Below are 22138 nucleotides of genomic sequence, written 5' to 3'. Positions count from 1 at the left end.
GATCTGTTTTAGTCCGACACTGCCTGTCATCGACCAATCGAGAGCCTGCCTTTCTCGCTTAACGCCGGTCCCACACGAAACGCATATCTGCCGCCACTTTCCGCTGTCCCGGAAAGTGGCGGTTTTTTCTTTTTGGGGCAGGGTGTTAGGCTGCTGTGGCGTCAGCAAAGGCATCCAATGTCGCATCGAACACCAGCAGGATAGACGCATGGCGGTTCTTGTATTCTGACGCGGGGCCGAGAACCTCGAACCCATCAAACGGCGCCTCTGGTGTTGGGCCTTCTGATTTCAGCATCGCAAAAAGCTGGTCGCGCCCGTGCTGCATTTCGGCTTGTGTGCGACCGATGATGTTCTGACCAACAATCGCCGCCGACGCTTGGCCCAATGCGCAGGCTTTTACGTCCTGACCGAACGCCGTGATCTTTCCGTCCTTAAGCGTCAAATCCACGGTCACTGTTGATCCGCACAAGGGGGATCGACGTTTCGCGGTGCCATCAGGCGCGTCCAAGCGCGTGCGATGTGGAATATCCGCAGCCAGCCCGAGAATGCGGGTGGAATACAATTTGATCAGGTCAGTATCGGCGGACATAGGTTTACTTTCTCGACGTGTTCTTCATAGATAGGCACGCGTAGCCAACTTGCCAAAGGAAAACCAGTCATGTCTTTCGATCCTTCAACATTGACCTACGATTCCAATGGCTTGATCCCATGTATTGCGCAGCAAGACGGCACGGGAGAGGTGCTGATGATGGCATGGATGAACGCAGATGCCGTTGCACAGACCTTAGCGACCAAGCGCGTCACCTATTGGTCGCGTTCGCGTCAGGCGTTCTGGATCAAGGGCGAGACGTCAGGCAACACGCAGGAGTTGGTGGATTTACGCGTGGATTGTGACAGCGATTGCCTGTTGGCCATTGTGCATCAAACGGGTGCGGCGTGTCACACAAATCGGCGCAGTTGCTTCTACACGTCAGTCATTGACGGTGAGGAAGTCGAGCTGATGGCACCAATGACCTAAAGCCCGACCATCTTGCGGATGTCTTCCGGCGTGGCACCTTCATCGCGGTACTTCGAAATTGCGCGGGCGTCGTCACGTTTGGCGAGGCGTTTACCCGCGTCATCGCGGATCAGCGTGTGGTGATGGTACACAGGTGTTGGAAGTTTCAGAACGCGTTGTAAAATAACGTGAATTTTGGTGGTTTCAAACAGATCTTCACCGCGCACGACGTGGGTAACTCCCTGTGCGGCGTCATCCAATACCACTGACAAATGATAAGAGGTGCCCATGTCGCGGCGTGCAAGAACGATGTCGCCAATCGTGTCGATCGCGTCTTGCATGCTGAATTCGATGCGGCCTGTTTCACTGTTTGGGCCTTGGCCTGTTTCTTCGAAAGAAAACAAATCACTACCTGTAAAGGCGCTGCCTTGTTTGCGTGCAACGGCATCCATCATCAAACGGATTGCGGTGTCTTCAGGCATCTGAACAGTGCCTGATTTATTGGTGCTAGCACGGCAAGTGCCAGGGTAGATCAGACCGTCAGGTCCGGTTGCAGGTTCTGCGCCTTCCTGTGGGGCTGACATAGCTTCCATCACATCGCGGCGGGAACAGCTGCATGAAAAGGCGTACCCATGGTTCCAAAACCAGCGCAGCTTGTCGCGGTACGCATCTAGGCGTTCAGATTGGCGCATGACGGGCGTTGGCCACCACAGGCCGAGCCATTTCAAATCCTGATAAATCTGCGCTTCCCATTCGGGACGTGCACGAGATTGATCAATGTCTTCAATACGTAACAGGAAATCGCCACCGCGTTCCATCGCCATGTCATGGGCCAGCAGTGCTGAATAGGCGTGCCCAAGATGCAGCGGCCCCGTTGGTGAGGGGGCGAAGCGGGTGATCATTGTGTCAGTCTGCATTCGCGTCCGATGTACCCAACCACGCTTGCCAGTCGAGCTTTGCGCGGTCTGTGTAAGCCTTGTAGCGGTCTTTGCGTCCGCGGCGACCGGACTTGAGGCCCTCAACTGGTGGGAACAGCCCGAAATTGACGTTCATAGGTTGGAACGTCTTCGCGTCAGCGCCGCCCGTAATATGTGTTACCAGTGCGCCGGTAGCCGTGGTGTTTGGAACCGCACCAAGGGTTTCACCGCGCATGTCGGCGGCTGCTAGGCGACCAGCCAAAAGACCCATCGCGGCACTCTCAACATAGCCTTCGACGCCTGTGATTTGCCCCGCAAAGCGGATGTTGGGTTTGGATTTCAAACGCATTTGATCATCCAGCAAAGTCGGTGAGTTCAGGAACGTGTTGCGGTGTATGCCGCCAAGGCGCGCAAAGTTCGCGTTCTCAAGCCCTGGAATGCGTTTGAAAACATCAACTTGTGCGCCGTACTTCATTTTGGTTTGAAAGCCGACTATGTTGTAGAGCGTCCCCAAGGCGTTGTCGCGGCGCAGCTGAACCACGGCGTAAGCCTTGTTTTGCGGATCGTGTTCATTGGTCAGTCCAACGGGCTTCATCGGACCAAAGCGCAATGTCTCGCGACCCCGCTCTGCCATGACCTCAATCGGGAGGCAGCCATCGAAGTAACCCGCTGTTTCGCCTTCTTTAAACTCGGTTTTGTCGGCGGCGAGTAGGGCGTCAATGAAGCCTTCGTAGTCCTCTTTGGTCATCGGGCAGTTCAGATAGGCTGTGCGTTCTTCTTCGGTCTCACCTTTGTCGTAGCGCGACTGCATCCACGCTTTGCTCATATCGATGCTGTCGTGGTAAATGATAGGCGCAATAGCGTCAAAAAATGCGAGGGCCTCAGCGCCAGTTTCGGCAGCAATCGCATCGGCCAGCTTGCTAGATGTCAGCGGCCCCGTCGCAATAATCCACTGACCGTCATCAGGAAGCGTATCTATTTCCTCGAATGAAACCGATATGTTGGGATGCGATGTTAATGTCGCTGTCACAGTCTCCGCGAAGGGATCTCGATCAACAGCCAAGGCACCACCTGCAGGCAATTTATGCTGATCCGCCGTGGTCATGATGATCCCGCCAGCCGCACGCATTTCCCAATGCAGCAGGCCAACAGCGTTTTGTTCATCATCATCAGAACGGAACGAGTTTGAACACACCATCTCAGCCAGATTGCCTGTGCGGTGGGCAAAGGTTTCGACCTTGGGGCGCATCTCGTGGATGACGACCTTTTGGCCGAGGTTGGCCACTTGCCAAGCCGCTTCAGATCCGGCCATTCCGCCGCCGATGATGTGTAATGTATCTGTCATGGGGCTGACTTAGGCGCTTGGTGTCCTATTGAAAAGAGTTGAATTTACTCTTGGGAGAGGCTTGGTCCAGTCGCCATCCTGCGATTACAACAAAAACGCCAGACAAACGACCAAATCGGAAACGTGGCACGTATCAGATAGAAATCGACCAATCGGAGAGAGCGAGACATGAGACAGCTTCACATCGGACTGATCGCGGTACAGGCCGCATTTGTCGCGCCGCAGTTGGTCTTGGCCCATGATGATGCTCAGCATTGCGAAGCGGTGCAAATGTCGGTGTCCGAGGCGGGGTTTTCGGAGACCGTGTTGGTGACCTGCAATGGTGATAATGCGGTTGTCAGCTCGGATACGTATCCCGATCATGAGCTGATGACAGGTATTGTTGGTACGAACGAGCAAGTGCCAGTGCCCGCAAAGAGCTACGACGCACCTATTCCCTTGCTGCCCGTTCTTGGCGATACACCGCAGACCCGCGACGCGGCCCTTGCGGTAGCTGTGAATGGTGTGCCGATTTTCGACTACACCGGTGGCGGCGAGATGAGTCAGGACGACTTGCTTCATTACCAGTCACAGCACGATACATTGACGACCCAGCAGCTTGATATTTGTGGCGGTCATGCGGGGCGTGGGGATGATTACCATTATCACGTCGCGCCGACCTGCATGATCGAGCAGATGAAAAACGCAGGCGATGATGCGATCATTGGCTGGGCGTTTGATGGGTTTCCGATTTATGGCGACAATAACCCTGATGGCACCGAGATCGCCGAAGGAGATCTCGATTTGTGTAACGGCCAACCTGATGAAACCTTCGGCTATCGCTATCACACCTCAACTGAGGCTCCGTATATCTTGCAATGCTTGATGGGTGAGGTCGCCAGCTTGCGTGACCTTCCGCGCACAGCACCGTTAGCACCTGCGTCAGGGGGCGGCGGCATTGAACCGGGGCGACCACCACGTGGCGGCGTCGAGGGTCTGGTTTTTACGCAATCGCCAGATGGTAGACGCAGCATGGATTACACCTATGAGGGCGAGGCCTATTACATGCGGTATTCACCGAGCGAAACGGCGGGCTGTTATAACTTTGAAACCCGCACCGTGACCAACGATGGCTCAGTCGTGTCCGAAGAATACTGCCGATAGGTTAGCTGCGCTTTTCAAGGGCAGCGGCGATGCGTTCAACCGCCGCTGTCTGTCGTTCTGCCAGTTCCATTTGTTTGCGTTGGTTGGCTTCGATCCGCTCGTTCGTCTTTTGCATCCGCTTGCCCCTTGGAATTCCCACCGCGACCATGAGGCCCAAAAGGGCGATCATGATTGTGAACGCGATGGGAAGAAAGATATCGGGGTTCATTCGTCTGCTGAATCCTCGGCTTCATCTTCATCCGCCTGATCCGCGATGTAGGCCACGGACACGACAACTTCGTTCTTGCCAGTGTTAAACACCTTCACGCCACCAGCGGACCGGCTGCGGAACGAGATACCTTCGATCGGTACGCGGATGGATTGGCCCTTGGACGTGGCCAACATGATCTGGTCATCCATTTCCACAGGGAAGGAGGCGACGATTTCACCCCCGCGCATGGCTTTGTCCATCGCCGTAACACCCATACCGCCGCGACCGCGAACAGGGTAGTCGTGGCTAGAACTGAGCTTACCAGAACCACCAGCGGTGATTGTCAGAATCAGGTTTTCTGACGCGGACATCTCAGCGTAGCGTTCTGTGGTGATGTCACCCGCTGGTTCTTCCTCGTCCTCTACTTCGGCATCATCTGCCAAGCCCGCCATGGCACGGCGCATCTTGAGGTAGGCCGTCCGCTCGGACGCTTCGGCGTCAAAGTGGCGGATCACGGACATGGAGACGATTTCGTCGTCGCCCTTTAGCTTAATCCCGCGAACACCCAGGGACGCACGAGAGTTAAACACGCGTACATCGGTACATGGGAAGCGGATTGCGCGGCCAGAGTTGGTGACAAGCATCACATCATCATCATCAGAACAGATGCGGGCGTTGATTAGGGAAACGCCTTCGTTCTCGCCCTCAAACTTCATCGCGATCTTGCCGTTGCGCATGACGTTGGTGAAATCAGACAGCTTATTGCGGCGCACGGTACCCGCTGAGGTCGCAAAGACGATTTGCAGGTCGTCCCAGTCTTTTTCATCGCGATCTACTGGCATGATGGCAGCAATCGAAACACCTGTCGGGATCGGCAGGATGTTGACGATGGCCTTACCTTTGGACGTGCGCGACCCTTGGGGCAGGCGCCATGTCTTGAGCTTGTAGACCATGCCGTCTGTTGTGAAGAACAACAGCTGTGTGTGGGTGTTGGCAACGAATAGCTGCGTAACAACATCGTCTTCCTTTAGACCACTGCCAGATACGCCTTTGCCGCCACGCTTTTGTGCGCGGAAATCGCTCAGCACGGTGCGTTTGATGTAGCCGGATTCCGTGACCGTCACGACCATGTCTTGGGATTCAATAAGGTCTTCGTCTTCCATGTCGCCGGACCAGTCGACGATTTCGGTGCGACGTGGAACAGCAAACAGATCGCGGCATTCTTGCAGTTCGTCCCGGATAATCCCGAGGATACGCTCACGAGAGGACAGAATGGCCAGGTATTCTTTGATTTTACCTGCGAGCTCTTCCAGCTCATCGGTGACTTCCTTAACGCCGATCTGGGTCAGGCGCTGCAGGCGCAATTCAAGGATCGCGCGGGCCTGAATTTCGGACAAGTTATAGGTGCCATCATCATTGGCCGTATGGGTCGGATCGTCGATCAATGCGATGAAGGGCAGGATTTCGGCGGCCGGCCAAGCGCGTGTCATCAAGGCTTCACGGGCGGCGGGCGCATCCGCGGACGCGCGGATGGTGGCGACGACTTCGTCGACGTTGGACACAGCCACAGCCAGACCACACAAAACGTGGGCGCGGTCGCGGGCTTTGTTCAGTTCAAACGCCGTGCGGCGGATGACGACATCTTCGCGGAATTCCAAGAAGGATGTCAGGAAACGGCGTAGTGTCAGCGTTTCAGGGCGGCCACCGTTCAGGGCCAGCATGTTGCAGCCAAAGCTGGTCTGCATCGGCGTGAAGCGGAACAATTGGTTCAGCACGACTTCGGCTGTGGCATCGCGTTTCAGCTCGACAACAACGCGCACGCCATTGCGATCTGATTCATCTTGAACGTGGGAAATGCCTTCGATCTTTTTGTCCCGCGCGGCTTCGGCGATACGTTCCACCATGGTGGATTTGTTCACCTGATAGGGGATTTCTTCGATCACGATGGCCCAGCGGTCCTTGCGGATCTCTTCGACTTTGGTCTTGGCACGGGTCACAACGGAACCGCGGCCCTCAAGATAGGCTTTGCGTGCGCCGGAACGGCCAAGCATAATGCCACCCGTCGGAAAATCAGGGCCGGGGACGAATTCGATCAGCTCTTCCGTGGTCAGATCAGGGTTTTCGATCAACGCCATTGTCGCGTCGATGACTTCGCCCAAATTGTGGGGCGGGATATTGGTGGCCATACCAACAGCAATACCGCCGGCACCATTCACCAGCATATTGGGGTAACGGGCCGGAAGAACCGTCGGTTCGCGGTCCTTGCCGTCATAGTTGTCTTGGAAATCGACGGTGTTTTTGTCGATGTCGGCCAACAGATACGCCGCCGGTTTGTCCATGCGGACTTCGGTGTAACGCATCGCGGCAGGGTTATCGCCGTCCATGGAGCCAAAGTTACCCTGACCGTCCAAAAGCGGCAGCGACATTGAGAAATCCTGCGCCATTCGCACCAAGGCGTCATAGATCGCGCTGTCGCCGTGCGGGTGGTATTTACCCATCACGTCACCGACGGCACGGGCGGATTTACGGTAAGGTTTATCGTGCGTATTTCCGCCTTCATACATCGCATAAAGAATACGGCGATGGACGGGTTTTAAACCGTCCCGAAGGTCCGGAATCGCACGGGAAACGATGACCGACATGGCGTAATCGAGGTAGGAGGTTTTCATCTCCGAAGTGATCGAAATCGAAGGGCCGTCATGCTCCATGCGAGTTACGACCGCGTCGCCAGAGTTTTCTTCTTCGTTTTCAGGTGTTTCCGGAGTGTCATTCATGTCGTTCGCCTGCCTGACCGAGCTGACTCGGTCCCTCTATATATTGTTAGTACAATCTATATCAGAGGCTAGGGATGGTGCAACGTCTGACAGTCGAATTTGCTTACGCAAATCCGATCCAGAGGGGGGCCAGCCCCCCCGTCCTGCGGACTCCCCCCCGGGATATTTTTGAGACAAAGACAGGCGCGGCACCTAGGACTATTTCGCGCGGTTGAGCATGCCATATAGGTCGCGAGGGTCGTCAGGGTCCGCAAGCATGTCGAAATCGATGTAAAAATCCGTTCCTTTGATCGCGTCTTTGATGCAGCGCAGCGCGGAGAAGTCCTCAATCGCAAAGCCAACTGAATCGAACAGCGTTATCTGCTTGTCGTCTGTACGGCCCGCCGTTTTGCCCGCAAAGACCTCGTGGAGTTCAATGACGGGGTGGTCGTTATTGAGGGCCTGGATTTCACCTTCAACGCGGGTTTGTGGCGGGTATTCCACGAAGATTGAGGAACGGTGAAGGATATCGGCGTGGAGTTCCGTTTTGCCCGGGCAGTCGCCACCGATGGCGTTGATGTGGACGCCAGCACCGACCATGTTGTCGGTCAGAACGGTTGCGTTTTGTTTGTCTGCGGTGCAGGTCGTTATGATCTGCGCACCCGTCACGGCGTCCTCTGCGGTTTGACACATCGTTACATGCAAGCCGCTGTTTTCAAGGTTCTTTGCACATTTTTGTGTTGCAGCCGCGTCGGTGTCGAATAGGCGCACATGTGTGATGCCACAGATCGCCTGAAAGGCACGGCATTGGAATTCAGACTGTGCGCCGTTGCCGATCATCGCCATTGTTGTCGCGTCTTTTGGGGCGAGGTGTTTGGCGGCCAATGCGGACATAGCTGCGGTGCGTAGGGCCGTTAGCAAAGTCATTTCAGACAGCAGAACGGGGTAACCGGAATGCACGTCCGCAAGCAGGCCGAAGGCCGTGACTGTTTGCAGACCTTCAGCGGTGTTTTTCGGGTGGCCGTTGACGTATTTGAACCCATACATCTCGCCATCAGATGTGGGCATAAGCTCGATCACGCCAACATCGGAATGCGACGCGACGCGCGGCGTTTTGTCGAACTGATCCCAACGCAAGAAATCGTTTTCGATCGTGTCAGCGATGCGGATGAGCATCTCATCAAGTCCGTTGTGATGAACAAGGCGCATCATGTTTTCAACGGACACAAAGGGCACAAGGGCGAGTTTTGAAGGCGATTGCATGTTCATTTCCTTAGGTAAAGGCGCGGGTTGGACGGTCAAAGACGCGGCGGCCCATGAGCGAGGCTGTGAGATCAACCATCAAAGAGGCGGTTTTGCCGCGCTCATCCATGAAGGGGTTAAGTTCGACCAAATCGAGGGAGGTGACGCGCTGGCTGTCGTGTAGCATTTCCATCACGAGGTGGGCTTCGCGTAGGGTCGCGCCACCTGGGACAGTTGTGCCAACTGCGGGCGCAATGTCGGGGTCGAGGAAATCGACATCGAGAGAGACATGAAGTAGGCCATTGGCGGCCTCAACTTTGGCAAGGAATTCGGCCAATGGCGCGCGAATGCCGCCTTCGTCGATTGCGCGCATGTCGGCGATGCTAACGTTCGTATCGGCGAGGGCTGCGTGTTCGGCGGGGTCAACGGAACGTAGGCCGATCATGCAGACGTTTTCTGTTGGAACGGGATTGTTGACCGCGGGAAAGGCGTCAAAGCCTGTGCGCCCCGTGAAATAAGCAGTTGGCGTGCCGTGGAGATTGCCAGAGGCGGTGGATTGTGGCGTGTGAAAATCGCTGTGGGCATCGAGCCAAAGCACGAAAAGCGGTCGCCCAACGTCGGCCGCGTGATCGGCAATACCTGTGACCGTGCCGAGTGCGAGAGAGTGATCACCACCTAAGAAAATCGGCAAACCCTTTGGAGCTGCGTCTTTTGCGGCCTCTTGCAATGTGCGCGTCCAGCCGACGGTTTGGGGCAGGGCGACGAGGTGGTCATGTTCCGAAATGTCCGTGTTTTCGGCGGTAAGGTTGCCTAAGTCAGAAACATTGTGACCCAGTTCAACCAAAGTCTCGGCAAGGCGGGCGGTGCGGTAAGCGTCTGGCCCCATTATGCACCCTTTGCGGTCTTTACCGCTGTCTACAGGGGCGCCGATGAGAAGAATGTCTTGTGGGGTCATGAGGGGCTCCGAAATGATTTGAGATATCTTCGCCGGAATTGACGGAGCAGTGAAGAAAGCGCATTGTGCAAATTGCGCGGTTAATTAGCAAAGTGGTCAGCTATGTTGGACGAATTGGATAGTAGGCTTGTGCAGGCACTAAAACGCGATGGGCGCGCGGCGGTTTCTGACCTCAGTGCCGATCTTGGCGTGACACGCGCCACGGTTAAGGCGCGGATGGATCGTTTGCGGGCTAGCGGTGAGATTGCTGGGTTCACGGTTCAAACCCGAAGCGATGTCGCAGCCCATAGCGTTCGTGGCTTGATGATGCTGGGTATCGAGGGGCGTGGAACCGACAAAGTCATGCGCGCGCTTTTGGGCATGGTTGAGGTTCAGGCCGTGCATTCTACAAACGGCACGTGGGATTTGATCGTTGAGATCGGCACCGAGACGCTGGATGTTCTGGATGCGGTGTTGTTTCGCATTCGTCGGATGGACGGCGTCACGCGATCAGAGACAAGTTTGTTGCTGTCAACACGTCGCGCGGGGCGGTGAGGGCGGGCTAGGGGCCAGCCGCTAGGGCCCCGGGTTACTTACAAAACAAAAGCAAAGCGGAAGAAAGGGTTTGATTATCGGCGCGCAGCCGCGATCCAAAGGCCCAGCAATACAAGTGAGATCAGCGCGTTGTAGGAGGCCATTGAAAGGCCCATGAGCGACCAGACGACATCGTCACACATGACAATTGGTGCAATGTCGGTGCTGAGAGGATCTGCCAAGTTTAATGCGCCGCCACCTGTGCAGCTTGTCGGGCCTTCCCACAAACCACGCTCGACCCCTGTATGGTAGACGCCGATGCCACCGGTTGTGAGGGCCGCGAGCGCGCCGAGGAGCGCCAGCTGGGTTTGGAAGCGTGTGAGCATGAGTGCCAAGATTCCGAGGACGATGGCCACCGCGTGCGGATAGCGTTGCCACAGGCACATTTTGCAAGGCGCATAGCCCAAGAATTGAAACAGGAACGCGCCAGCAAGGAGAGCGAAGCTGCCGAAAGCAGCAATGAAAATGTATTGAGATTTCGTCATTTCTTAACCGAGTCCTTCACAGCCGTTTGGGCCAGTTAGCAAGTGATTTCGAAGCATTATATCCCGAGCCAGCCACGCAATAGGGTGGCCAATGTCGCACCCGCAATAATCAAGGTTGCGATCCATGCTGTTCCAAGGAGTAGGCCCAGAAGGATCAAAATGCCATCCCGCTGTAAAAGACCCATTGAAATTATGACCACAGCCATACCCGGAACGGAATTGGTGCCGGGAAGCGGGACAAGGATGGAGGCGCTGAAAAGGACAAGCCCTATGCCAACCAAACGGTCCATTGGCGGGCGGGACAGGGCTGAAAGCCTTGGGTGACTGATGGCTTCGATTTTGCGTAGCCACGGGCCTGCACGGTCCGACAGGCTCTGAAGCCCCGCCTGCGTGACTGTGCGTGCACCCAGTTTTGCCGGAAGCCACGGAAGTCTGCGGCCGAATACGATTTGGATCGATACGAGCATCAGCGGCAAGGCCACGACCTGCGGGATTCCATAAAGAAAGGGAATGCAGCAGGGCAAAGCCAAAACAAGCAGAAACAGGCCAAACGCGCGTTCGTTCAGATGATGCAGAACCCAGTCAAGTGTGACGGTCTCATCGGGGGCGTTTGCAGCCAGTTGCGCGAGCTGTTGCGAGATCGCTAGATCTGAATGAGCTGAGGTTGTCATGGGCGTCCCCCTTTTATGGCACAGGTATTGTTGGCCGGGGACAAGGTACAGTTATAAAGACGACGGATCATGTAATGCTGCTCTTATTTGTTTGGTTTCTTAGGCCAGAGACAAGCTGTATGGTCAACAGCAACAATGTGCAGAGGATATGCAGATGAAGTGGCAAGGTAGACGTGGCAGCAGCAATATTGAGGATCGTCGCCGCAGTACAGGCGGTGGCGCGCGTAAGGCGGGGGGCATTGGTGGCATTGCCGGTGTGTTGATCTTGCTCGCTGGGTTGTACTTCGGTTTTGATACTTCGGGTTTTGTTGATCTTGGCGGTGGAACTGAACAGCAAGCAAGTGGCGGTGAAGTTACCGCTGCCGATGAAATGGCCGCGCAATTCGTCTCAGTTACTCTGGCTGACACAGAAGAAATTTGGGCGGATGTTTTTGAACGCCAAGTTGGGCGGGCATATAATCCACCAACTATGGTTCTGTTTAAGGGTGCAACGCAGTCACCTTGTGGGGGTGCATCCGGTGCATCCGGGCCGTTTTATTGCCCAGGCGATCAGAAGGCTTACCTTGATACAGAGTTTTTCGTGACGCTTGAAAACCGTCTCGGGGCAGGTGGGGACTTTGCAGCGGCTTATGTTGTGGCCCATGAAGTTGCACATCATGTCCAGAATGAACTTGGCATCTTGTCACAGGCCAACCGCATTCGTGCACAGGTTAGCGAACGGGAAAGTAACGAAATTTCGGTGCGCATTGAACTTCAGGCAGATTGTTTTTCCGGTATCTGGGCACGTTTGGCGCAAGAAAAGTTCAATTCACTTGAACGCGGCGACATTGGCGAAGCGATGAATGCGGCTGCACAGATTGGCGATGACACGTTGCAACGCAATGCTGGGCGCACGGTCCAGCCACATACCTTTACACATGGGACATCAGAGCAGCGTCAGCGCTGGTTCCGGACCGGTTATGAAACGATGCAAATGGCCGCATGTAATACGTTTGAGACCAATAACCTCTAAAACTTGATTTATCGCCGTTGACGTCGCGCGAGACGAGGGGTATTCGCCCCCTTGTCGCGTGTGCCGGTGTGGCGGAATGGTAGACGCAGGGGATTCAAAATCCCCCGATGGTGACATCGTGCCGGTTCGAGTCCGGCCACCGGTACCACTTAAAGTGGTGATGCATGCGACAAAATTCATATCAGATTTTAGTTGGTTTGTGACGTTGCGTCATAATTCGAATCGGTAACGTTGCCGAAGCGGATACAAATCGATTAAATTTGCGAAGTTTGTTTCCTTGCTGGAAGGCCCTTAAAGGGGGGCCTGTACTTAAGTTAGGTGCCTTTTGGGGGAAAACTTTTGTTTTTTTCCCCCGTTCAAAATTGTACATATTTTTAGGCCAATAGCCGGAAATTTGACCGATTGGTTGCAAAATGTAGCGTTTCTGGGGTTTTTCGGCTGTCGTCGTTTCCAATTTGGAAACAGTCGTTTCTCATTACCTTAGGTAAAGCGCAACCTATGAGTGTGCAGTCGCAGCATTGAATGAGCCGAGTAACGCAATCGTGCCACTTTTCGCTTTTTTGAACACAATTCTGTCTGTATTCAGAACAGGCCCATCTGGGGGGCATGCCGGCTGACTGGGGAAGCCGGGTCGAGATTTAGGTCTTGATGAAGTGAGTGGTGTCTGCGTGATCGGGGCTTTCCCTTTTACTAGCGGATGAGAGTTTGATCGCACTTTGTTAGTGCGGTCGGCGTGTGCGTGTAGCTGTGGCCCAAAACCCAGTTTCACACATACGTGTCATCAATAGGTCGGCCTGGGTTGGTCGACTTGGGGAAAGTAGGATTAACGATGTCTGATTATACAATTGACTGGTCAAATACGAACGTAGACGGAAACAACACAATCGCGGGCCCTGATGGGGACATCAGCGTTAGCATTGCAACGCCTCAAAATGCCGAGGGCAAAGAGTGGTTTGTTGACAACGGTATGTTGAAGAACTGGGACGTTACGTCCGATAGTTCAGCAGACATCACGTTCTCCGAAGAAGTGACGAACGTTCAATTCACAGTTCTAGACGTTGATGCGCTGGACGAGATTACCATCATGACAAAGGATGCCGACGGCAATCCTGTTGAAGTTCAGTTCGAAGCAACTGGCGTACACTCCGTTAACGGTAATACCGTGACTGGTACCCAAACAAACGCACCTGGCCCGGGTGAAACGAACAACGCCCAAGACATCAACATCACAATCCCAGGCCCACTCAAGACATTCTGGATCGTTCTGGATGACGGCCCAGAGCGTAGCTACTCTGGTACAGTTGCAGTAAGCGACATCACCTTCGACATTGCGACACAAGAAGACGGGTATGTAGAAGGTACTGCTGGAAACGACACAATCGACGTGGCCTACACTGGCGACCCAGATGGTGACCAAATCGACAACAACGATGCATTGCTTCCCGGTGAAGCCGCACAGGACGACATCGTTCTGGCTGGCGCTGGCGATGACCTCGTCATGGCAAACGACGGCGACGACGAGATCTATGGCGGCGAAGGCCATGATACGCTTTGCGGTCAAGATGGCGACGATGTCATCTACGGTGGCGAAGGCAACGATATCCTCGAAGGAATGAACGACAATGACGTTCTGATCGCAGGCGAAGGCAACGACACTGTATACGGCGACGCAGGCACAGACGTAATGTCTGGCGGCACTGGTGACGACAAACTGTATGGCGGCGCTGATAATGATGTTGCTTCTGGCGGCAAAGGCGATGACCTGATCAACATGGGTACTGGCGATGACGTAGCTTATGGCGGCGTTGGCGCAGACAGCATCCTTGGCGGCGCAGGAAACGATACTCTCATTGGCGGCAACATGTCTTATGACGGCACACAGGACTTCAATGACCTGTCCGCAGGTGAGCTCGTTGAAGGCCAGTACATCGCTGAAGGCGTGACAATCACGTCAGGTGATCCACGTCACCCTGTAATGGCGTTTGACACAAACAACCCAACAGGTGGTGACAGCGACCTTGCGACAAACAACCTCGGCACTGTTCTGATCCTTTCTGAGGATCGTGACGGCGGTGACCCAGATGACAACGCAGCTGGTGGTACATTCAACATCAACTTCGAAAACCCTGCTGATGTGACGTCTCTGACGTTGCTGGATGCAGACGGTGGTGCTTGGGTTAAGTACTACGACATGAACGGCAACCTGTTGCAGCAGGTCGATGTGACCACTGCAAACAACGGTCAGCATGTCGTGAACACCAACCTGTCCAATGTTGCTTCTATTGAAGTGATCCTCGGTTCATCCGGCGCAATCGACAACCTGACGTACTCTATCAACCCAGACAACATGGATGGCGCTGACGTTATCTCTGGTGGTGCTGGTGATGACTACATCGAAGGCAACGCAGGCGACGATGAATTGTCCGGCGACGACGGAATGGACACCATCCTTGGTGGTGCAGGCAACGACGACGCATTTGGCGGCGCAGACATGGACACGATCTATGGCGGCGCGGGTAACGACAACCTTGACGGTGGCGACGGCGCTGACCGCATCGAAGGCGGTGACGGCAATGACGTGATCGAAGGCGGTGCAGGCGATGACGGCTTCAACGGCAAAGGTCTTTATGGCGGCGCAGGCGACGATGACATCTATGGTGGCGAAGGCCGCGATGTGATCATCGGCGGGTCTGGCGACGACGAAGGCTTCGGCGGCGCTGGCAACGATGAAATCTGGATGGGTACTGGCAACGACACTGCAGAAGGTGGCGACGGTAACGACTGGATGCACGGTCAGGACGGTAACGATGAGCTGTTTGGCGGCGCTGGAAGCGACATGCTCTTTGGTGAGGGTGGCGACGATACACTGGACGGCGGCGACGGTGCTGACCTTCTGGAAGGTGGCGAAGGTTCCGACCTGATCCTCGGCGGCGCTGGCGACACTGTTGACGGTGGCGCAACGGGTTCCGATTGGGATGTTCTCGACCTTACTGGCCAAGGACCATTCTACCTCGACAACGTTGTGTCCGACACGGAAACTGGCGGTAACGGCAACGGCACAAACGGCACAGTTGTGTTCGTAGACGCTGATGGCAACCCAACTGGCGAAACACTGGCTTACACAGACATCGAACAAATCATCGGTGACGAAGTAAACCGTGGTCCAGACGCGGTAAACGACACTGCGACAACTGACGAAGACACGCCAGTAACAATCGACGTTCTTGGTAACGACACCGATCCAGATGGCGACGATCTGACGATCGTTTCTGCGTCAGTTCCTGCTGCGCAGGGCACTGTAGAGATCGTAAATGGCGAGTTGGTGTTCACACCAGCACAAGATTTCAACGGTGAAGCCACAATCACGTACACCATCTCCGATGGTAACGGTGGTGAAGACACAGCAACTGTTGCTGTTACTGTTGAAGCAGTGAACGACGGTCCTGACGCGGTTGACGATGCCGACACGACTGACGAAGACACAGCGATCACTGTTGATCTGCTTGCCAACGACACAGACGTTGATGGCGACACGCTGACAGTTATTTCCGCAACTGTTCCTGCATCGCAGGGTACATTGGTTGATAATGGCGACGGTACAGTCACATTCACACCGGCTGATAACTTCAACGGTGAAGCGACGATTTCTTACACAATCGAAGACGAATCCGGTGCAACAGACAGCGCAACTCACGTCATTACTGTAGAACCAGTAAACGACGATCCAATTGCTTGCCCTGACCACTACTTCGTTAACGAAGACGAAGACACAGGCGACCTGGACGGCAACGTCATCACAAACCCAAGTGACAACAACGCTGGCCTCGACATCGATCCAGATGGCGACACGCTGACTGTCGTTTCCGTTGACGGCGACGACACGGCTGTTGGTACGGTTGTGACGGGCTCTAACGGTGGTGAATTTGTTCTGAACGCAGACGGGTCATTCGACTTCTCCGCGAACGGTGACTTTGAAACACTGGGTGTTGGCGACACAGCCGATACACAGATCACCTACACTGTTTCCGACGGTAATGGCGGTGAAGCGACAACGACATTGACGATCACAATCAATGGCTTGAACGACGCACCTGATGCGGTGAACGACGCTGATACAACAGACGAGGACACTGCGATCACTGTTGATTTGCTTGCCAACGACACAGACGTTGATGGCGACACGCTGACAGTCACTGGCGCTACGGTTCCAGCAGAACAGGGCACACTGGTTGATAACGGCGACGGCACGGTAACTTTTACACCTGCTGAGAACTTCAACGGCACAGCAACGATTTCCTACTCCATCGAAGATGGCGAAGGCGGCACAGATACAGCGATCCACGAGATCGACGTGACACCTGTGAACGACGATCCTGTTGCGGTTGATGACATTGCTGAAACGGATGAGGACGTTCCTGTCACCATCGACCTGATCGGTAACGACACAGATGTTGACGGCGATCCGCTGACAATCGGTTCGGTCTCTGTACCTGCTGAGCAAGGCACAGTTGTCGATAATGGCGACGGTACTGTCACCTTCACACCTGCACCGAACTTCAACGGTCCAGCCACAATCACATACACTGTGGTTGACGGTCAGGGCGGCGAAGACGAAGGCGAAGCGACTGTAAACGTTGGATCTGTCAATGATGGTCCAGATGCAGTTGATGATGCGGACACAACAGACGAAGATACGCCGATCACGGTTGATCTGCTTGCCAACGACACTGACGAAGAAGGCGATGACCTGACTGTAACGGCTGCGTCCGTACCAGCAGAGCAGGGCACGCTTGTCGACAATGGCGACGGCACTGTAACATTCACACCAGCACCTGACTTTAACGGCGAAGCCACAATCAGCTACTCGATCACAGACGGAAACGGCGGAACGGACTCAGCTGAGCACGTGATCACCGTGACCCCAGTGAACGACGATCCAGTTGCGGTTGACGATATCGAGACAACAGATGAGGACACACCCGTCACCATCGACCTGATCGGTAACGACACAGACGTAGACGGTGACCCACTGACAATCGGTGAAGTTTCCGTTCCTGCCGAGCAGGGCACAGTTGTCGACAATGGCGACGGCACAGTCACCTTCACACCTGCACCGAACTTCAACGGTCCAGCCACAATCACATACACTGTGGTTGACGGCCAAGGCGGCGAAGATGAAGGCGAAGCAGTTGTTTCCGTAGGCGCAGTCAACGATGGCCCAGTTGCCAACACTGACACAGATACAACCGACGAAGACACACCTGTAACGGTTGATCTGCTTGCCAACGACACTGACGACGACGGCGACGATCTGACAGTTATCAATGCAACGGTTCCGGCCGAGCAGGGTACACTGGTCGACAACGGTGACGGCACTGTAACGTTCACGCCTGCGCCTGACTTTAACGGCGAAGCGACGATTTCTTACGAAATCTCTGATGGCAACGGCGGCACAGACACTTCAACGCACGTAATCACTGTAACACCAGTGAACGACGATCCAGTTGCAGTTGATGATACCGCTGAAACTGACGAGGACACGCCAGTCACCATCGACTTGATCGGTAACGACACAGACGTTGACGGCGATCCGCTGACAATCGGTGAAGTTTCCGTTCCTGCGGAGCAGGGCACGGTTGTCGACAACGGCGACGGCACAGTGACATTCACACCGGCACCTGACTTCAACGGCGAAGCTACAATCACATACACTGTGGTTGACGGCCAAGGCGGCGAAGATGAAGGCGAAGCAGTGGTTACTGTTGGCGCAGTCAACGATGGTCCTGACGCGGTTGATGATGCAGACACCACAGACGAAGATACACCAATCACGGTTGATCTTCTTGCCAACGACACAGACCCAGAGAACGATGACCTGACTGTGACAGACGCAACTGTCCCTGCTGAGCAAGGTACGCTTGTCGACAATGGCGACGGTACTGTGACCTTCACACCTGCTGAAAGCTTCAACGGTGAAGCAACGATCAGCTACACAATCACAGACGGCAACGGCGGTACGGACTCAGCTGAGCACGCGATCACTGTAACACCTGTGAATGATGCACCTGACGCGGTTGATGATGCAGACGTCACTGACTTCAACACACCTGTAACGGTTGACCTTCTGGCCAACGACACAGACGTTGATGGCGATGATCTAACAGTTGTCGCGGCGACTGTTCCTGCCGAGCAGGGCACGCTGGTTGACAACGGTGACGGTACGGTCACGTTCACTCCGGCTCTCGGATTTGTTGGTGAAGCAACAATCAGCTACACCATCGAAGACGAAGAAGGTCTGACAGACAGCGCAGTGCACGTCATCACTGTGGCACCTGGCGATCTGGACGGTACTGTCGAAGGGACTGCTGGCGATGACTTGATCGACGGCGACTACCTTGGCGATCCGGACGGCGACCTCGTTGACAACAACGATGCAATCCTGCCGGGTGATGTTGGTGACGATGACCTGATCTACGGCTTCGGCGGCGACGACAGCATCCTTGCTGGCGAAGGCAATGACGAAGTTTACGGTGGTGAAGGCAACGACACCATCGACGGCGGCAACGGCGCTGACAGCATCGAAGGTGGCGCTGGTGAAGACAGCATCCTTGGCGGCGAAGGTGACGACGTCATCGGTGGCGGCCAAGATGACGACATCATCGATGGCGGTGCTGGCGATGACATGATTTCCGGCGGTGCCGGAAATGATGACCTCTCTGGTGGTGCTGACGACGATAAGATCGAAGGCGGCTCCGGCGATGACACCATCGACGGTGGTGACGGTAACGACGATCTTTGGGGTGCATCAGGTGATGACACTGTCGACGGTGGTCTCGGTAACGACACAATCGCCACAGCCGAAGGCAACGATATTGTCTTTGGTGGCGAAGGTGATGACATCATCGACACTGCTAACGACCAAGTTCCACTACCTGATCTGAGCTTCGGTGACATCATTCCTGCGGATGGCGACCTTCCTGGGTCCTCACCAACGGATGATCTGGACACTGTGTTCGGTGGCGCTGGCAACGATAGCATCACAACTGGCGACGACGCTGACTACATCGAAGGCGGCACCGGTGCTGACACAATCGACGCAGGTATTGACGCTGACGAAGTCTATGGTGGTGAAGGCAACGACACGATCATCGGCGGCGAAGGCTCCGACACGATCTTCGGTGATGAGGGTAACGACACAATCTATGCAGGGCTTGAGCCAGGCACAGACTTGTTCGGTATCCCTGAGCAGATCGATGACAACCTCGGCGATCCAGAGCCCGACAACGGCGACGACACTGTTTACGGTGGCGCTGGCGATGACACGATCTTTGGTGCCGACGACAGCGATGTACTCTACGGTGACGAAGGCAACGACGTTATCAACGGTGAAATCGACGATGACACATTGTTTGGTGGTGAAGGCGACGACACTCTCGACGGTGGTGCCAATGACGACACCATCGAAGGTGGTGAAGGCAACGACACAATCATCGGCGGCACTGGCGTAGACGAACTGTCTGGTGGCCTTGGAAGCGATACCTTCCTTGGTGGCAACGGCGGCGACGTGGTTGTTGGTGGCGAAGACCCAGATGACGGCGACGTTGACGTTCTGGACCTGACAGGTTCCGGTGTTGCAAACATCACCTACACTGATGGTGACCCAGAGGCGGGTGAAGTGACCTTCCTCGACGGTTCAACAATGACCTTCTCCGAGATCGAGAATGTGATCCCATGCTTCACGCCTGGCACCACAATCGCGACACCAAAAGGTGAGCGTCTGGTTGAAGAGCTTCGCGAAGGTGATCGTATCATCACACGCGACAACGGCATCCAAGAGATCCGTTGGGTTGGCCGCAAAGAGATGTCCGGTAAGTCCCTCGTGGCGAACCCGCACCTCAAGCCAATTCTGGTTCGTGCTGGTTCCCTTGGGAACGGCCTGCCAGAGCGTGACATGCTGGTATCGCCAAACCACCGTATGCTGGTCGCATCCGAGAAAACGCAGCTCTACTTCGAAGAGCGTGAAGTTCTCGCGGCCGCCAAGCACCTCGTTGGTTCCGAAGGCATCCATGCCGTTGACGTGATGGGCACTGCCTACATTCACTTCATGTTCGACCGCCACGAAGTGGTTCTGTCGAACGGTGCATGGACTGAAAGCTTCCAGCCTGGTGATTATTCCCTCAAGGGTATCGGCAACAGCCAGCGCAACGAAATCTTTGAGCTCTTCCCAGAGCTTCAGGAAAAGCAGGGTCTGGAAGGATACCAGTCTGCACGTCGCGCACTGAAGAAGCACGAAGCAAAACTGTTGGTTCGCTAAACGAATATGCAGCACCCTCTGCGCGAATGATTCGCGCGGAGGGTGAGAAAAGGCCGATCCGCGCGTTTGCGGGTCGGCTTTTTTTGTTGATCGATTAAATTATGGGCGCTGTTGTTTACCGGCTGGAAACAATCGCCCATGAACATGAGCGTTGTCCCGCCGAAACTCTAAAATGATAGCCATTCGGAGAATATCCCCGGGAGTTTCGCCGAAATCTCATTATATGAATTCATGCGCCGCTGCTGGCGTAGACTAAGTTTCTTGAATTGCCACAAGGAAAACGAACATGGCCGAGATTACCGGCACCCAAAATGGCGACACGTTGCCAGGCACCGCCGACGACGACACCATCTCCGGTCTGAACGGTCAGGACAGCCTTTCTGGTGAAGGTGGCAACGACACGCTTTACGGAGGGGACGGTAACGACACCATCGAGGGTGGTGACGGTGACGATTCTATCGAAGGTGGGTCGGGGCAAGACATCTTGTACGGTGGCGACGGAAACGACACCATCCTTGACGACGAGGGCAACCAGAACCTTGGTCAAGATACGGTGTACGGTGGGGCAGGTGACGACACAATCTCCATGAGCGGCAACGGCGACATCGCCTATGGCGGCACAGGCGACGATGTTTTCAATATCCTGACGCTTTCGAACTTCAACGGACTTACAATCGATGGCGGCGAAGACGCCGATGGCAACGATAACGATGTCATCAACTTTTCAGCCCTGTACGAAGAATTTCCCGACCTGCAAATCATCTATGAGCAGGGCAGTGCGGACAGTGAAGACGGCCGCATCCTGATCAAAACTGCCCCGAACGGGCAGGAGCTTGGTCGTCTTACGTATACCAATATCGAAAGCATCATCTGCTTCACACCTGGAACGTTGATCGCAACGCCGCGCGGCGATATCCCTGTCGAAAACCTGCGCGCTGGTGACACGGTATTCACGCGCGACAATGGTATCCAGGAACTGCGTTGGACGGGTCGCAAAGATTTAGGCCACGTTGATCTGATGATGATGCCGGAATTGCAGCCTGTAAGGGTGAAAGCCGGATCGCTGGGCCATGGTTTACCGGAATCTGACTTGGTGCTGTCGCCCAATCACCGCCTGCTTTTGACAGGCGAAAGCGCGTCCTTATATTTTGAGGAATCCGAAGTCTTATCTGCCGCCAAACACTTGATAGGAATCGAGGGTGTGGAGCAATCGCAAGTCCCATCTATCGGCTACATTCACATCCTGTTCGACCATCACGAAGTGGTTCTGTCAAACGGCGCATGGACTGAAAGCTTCCAGCCTGGCGACTACTCCCTCAAGGGGATCGGCCAAGCGCAGCGCGATGAGATCTTTCAGCTCTTCCCTGAGCTTCGGGAAAAGCAAGGGTTGGAAGGATATCAGTCCGCACGCCGCGTTCTGAAGAAACACGAAGCCAAGCTTTTGTCGGCGTAAACGAATATGCAGCTGTGGCGAAGCCTTCGGGGTTCGTTGCTACAGAAAGGGCCGGATGCAGGGGTGCATTCGGTCATTTTTGGTTCTT

At 55.0% G+C, this 22138-nt stretch carries 14 protein-coding genes and 1 tRNA gene; 7 read left to right on the top strand and 8 right to left on the bottom strand.

Going from position 1 to position 22138, the window contains the following annotated elements; translation table 11 throughout:
* Nucleotides 1-145: 145 nt before the first annotated feature.
* A complete protein-coding gene (locus OSB_RS07530; protein ID WP_049834409.1) occupies nucleotides 146-589 on the bottom strand; it encodes an iron-sulfur cluster assembly scaffold protein in 444 nt (147 codons plus the stop codon).
* Nucleotides 590-658: 69 nt separating this feature from the next.
* Here OSB_RS07530 and hisI point away from each other — a divergent pair, with 69 nt between their 5' ends.
* Nucleotides 659-1018, top strand: a complete 360-nt coding sequence (hisI, locus tag OSB_RS07525; RefSeq protein WP_049834408.1) for a phosphoribosyl-AMP cyclohydrolase — start codon at nucleotides 659-661, stop codon at nucleotides 1016-1018.
* Here the strand turns inward: hisI and gluQRS are convergent.
* Together gluQRS and trmFO are read right to left on the bottom strand one after the other, a co-directional pair.
* Nucleotides 1015-1899 carry a tRNA glutamyl-Q(34) synthetase GluQRS gene (gene gluQRS / locus OSB_RS07520; protein ID WP_049836090.1) on the bottom strand — a complete coding sequence of 295 codons (885 nt, stop codon included), beginning with the start codon at nucleotides 1897-1899 and terminating at the stop codon, nucleotides 1015-1017. The two genes, hisI and gluQRS, sit on opposite strands and share 4 nt — an antisense overlap.
* Before the next feature lie 4 nt (nucleotides 1900-1903).
* The gene (gene trmFO / locus OSB_RS07515) at nucleotides 1904-3259 is read right to left on the bottom strand and encodes a methylenetetrahydrofolate--tRNA-(uracil(54)-C(5))-methyltransferase (FADH(2)-oxidizing) TrmFO (protein ID WP_049834407.1); all 1356 of its coding nucleotides are present in this window, start codon (nucleotides 3257-3259) and stop codon (nucleotides 1904-1906) included.
* 168 nt (nucleotides 3260-3427) lie between these two features.
* Here trmFO and OSB_RS07510 point away from each other — a divergent pair, with 168 nt between their 5' ends.
* Nucleotides 3428-4402 (top strand): YHYH protein, encoded by a 975-nt coding sequence (locus OSB_RS07510; RefSeq protein WP_049834406.1) that lies wholly within the window; start codon nucleotides 3428-3430, stop codon nucleotides 4400-4402.
* Between the two features lie 204 nt (nucleotides 4403-4606).
* On the opposite strand, the gene gyrA is transcribed toward OSB_RS07510, so the two are convergent.
* The 3 genes from gyrA to rocF form a co-directional block, all read right to left on the bottom strand.
* The gene (gyrA, locus tag OSB_RS07500; RefSeq protein ID WP_049834404.1) at nucleotides 4607-7366 is read right to left on the bottom strand and encodes a DNA gyrase subunit A; all 2760 of its coding nucleotides are present in this window, start codon (nucleotides 7364-7366) and stop codon (nucleotides 4607-4609) included.
* A gap of 198 nt (nucleotides 7367-7564) precedes the next feature.
* A complete protein-coding gene (locus OSB_RS07495; RefSeq protein ID WP_049834403.1) occupies nucleotides 7565-8608 on the bottom strand; it encodes an ornithine cyclodeaminase in 1044 nt (347 codons plus the stop codon).
* A 10-nt stretch (nucleotides 8609-8618) separates the two neighbouring features.
* Complete coding sequence (gene rocF, locus OSB_RS07490; RefSeq protein ID WP_049834402.1) at nucleotides 8619-9542, bottom strand: arginase; 924 nt, start codon at nucleotides 9540-9542, stop codon at nucleotides 8619-8621.
* Between the two features lie 105 nt (nucleotides 9543-9647).
* On the opposite strand from rocF, the gene OSB_RS07485 reads away from it, so the two are divergent.
* Nucleotides 9648-10076, top strand: coding sequence for an Lrp/AsnC family transcriptional regulator (locus OSB_RS07485; protein ID WP_049836089.1), 429 nt, complete (start codon nucleotides 9648-9650; stop codon nucleotides 10074-10076).
* A gap of 74 nt (nucleotides 10077-10150) precedes the next feature.
* Here the strand turns inward: OSB_RS07485 and OSB_RS07480 are convergent, their stop codons facing one another.
* Nucleotides 10151-10600 (bottom strand): disulfide bond formation protein B, encoded by a 450-nt coding sequence (locus OSB_RS07480; protein ID WP_049834401.1) that lies wholly within the window; start codon nucleotides 10598-10600, stop codon nucleotides 10151-10153.
* Nucleotides 10601-10656: 56 nt separating this feature from the next.
* Nucleotides 10657-11271, bottom strand: coding sequence for an exopolysaccharide biosynthesis protein (locus OSB_RS07475; protein WP_049834400.1), 615 nt, complete (start codon nucleotides 11269-11271; stop codon nucleotides 10657-10659).
* Between the two features lie 154 nt (nucleotides 11272-11425).
* On the opposite strand from OSB_RS07475, the gene ypfJ reads away from it, so the two are divergent.
* From ypfJ to OSB_RS07455, 4 genes are all read left to right on the top strand, one after another.
* Nucleotides 11426-12283, top strand: a complete 858-nt coding sequence (ypfJ, locus tag OSB_RS07470; RefSeq protein WP_049834399.1) for a KPN_02809 family neutral zinc metallopeptidase — start codon at nucleotides 11426-11428, stop codon at nucleotides 12281-12283.
* Nucleotides 12284-12345: 62 nt separating this feature from the next.
* Nucleotides 12346-12431: transfer RNA gene (locus OSB_RS07465), tRNA-Leu, on the top strand.
* A 681-nt stretch (nucleotides 12432-13112) separates the two neighbouring features.
* Entirely contained in the window at nucleotides 13113-20597 is a 7485-nt protein-coding gene (locus OSB_RS16595) for a cadherin-like domain-containing protein (protein ID WP_049834398.1), read from the top strand.
* 286 nt (nucleotides 20598-20883) lie between these two features.
* A complete protein-coding gene (locus tag OSB_RS07455; protein WP_049834397.1) occupies nucleotides 20884-22050 on the top strand; it encodes a Hint domain-containing protein in 1167 nt (388 codons plus the stop codon).
* Nucleotides 22051-22138: the final 88 nt, after the last annotated feature.

This window comes from Octadecabacter temperatus, from assembly GCF_001187845.1.
Lineage (GTDB): Bacteria > Pseudomonadota > Alphaproteobacteria > Rhodobacterales > Rhodobacteraceae > Octadecabacter > Octadecabacter temperatus.
Note: the sequence above shows the minus strand (reverse complement) of the source record. Positions and strands in the feature narration are given on the sequence as shown.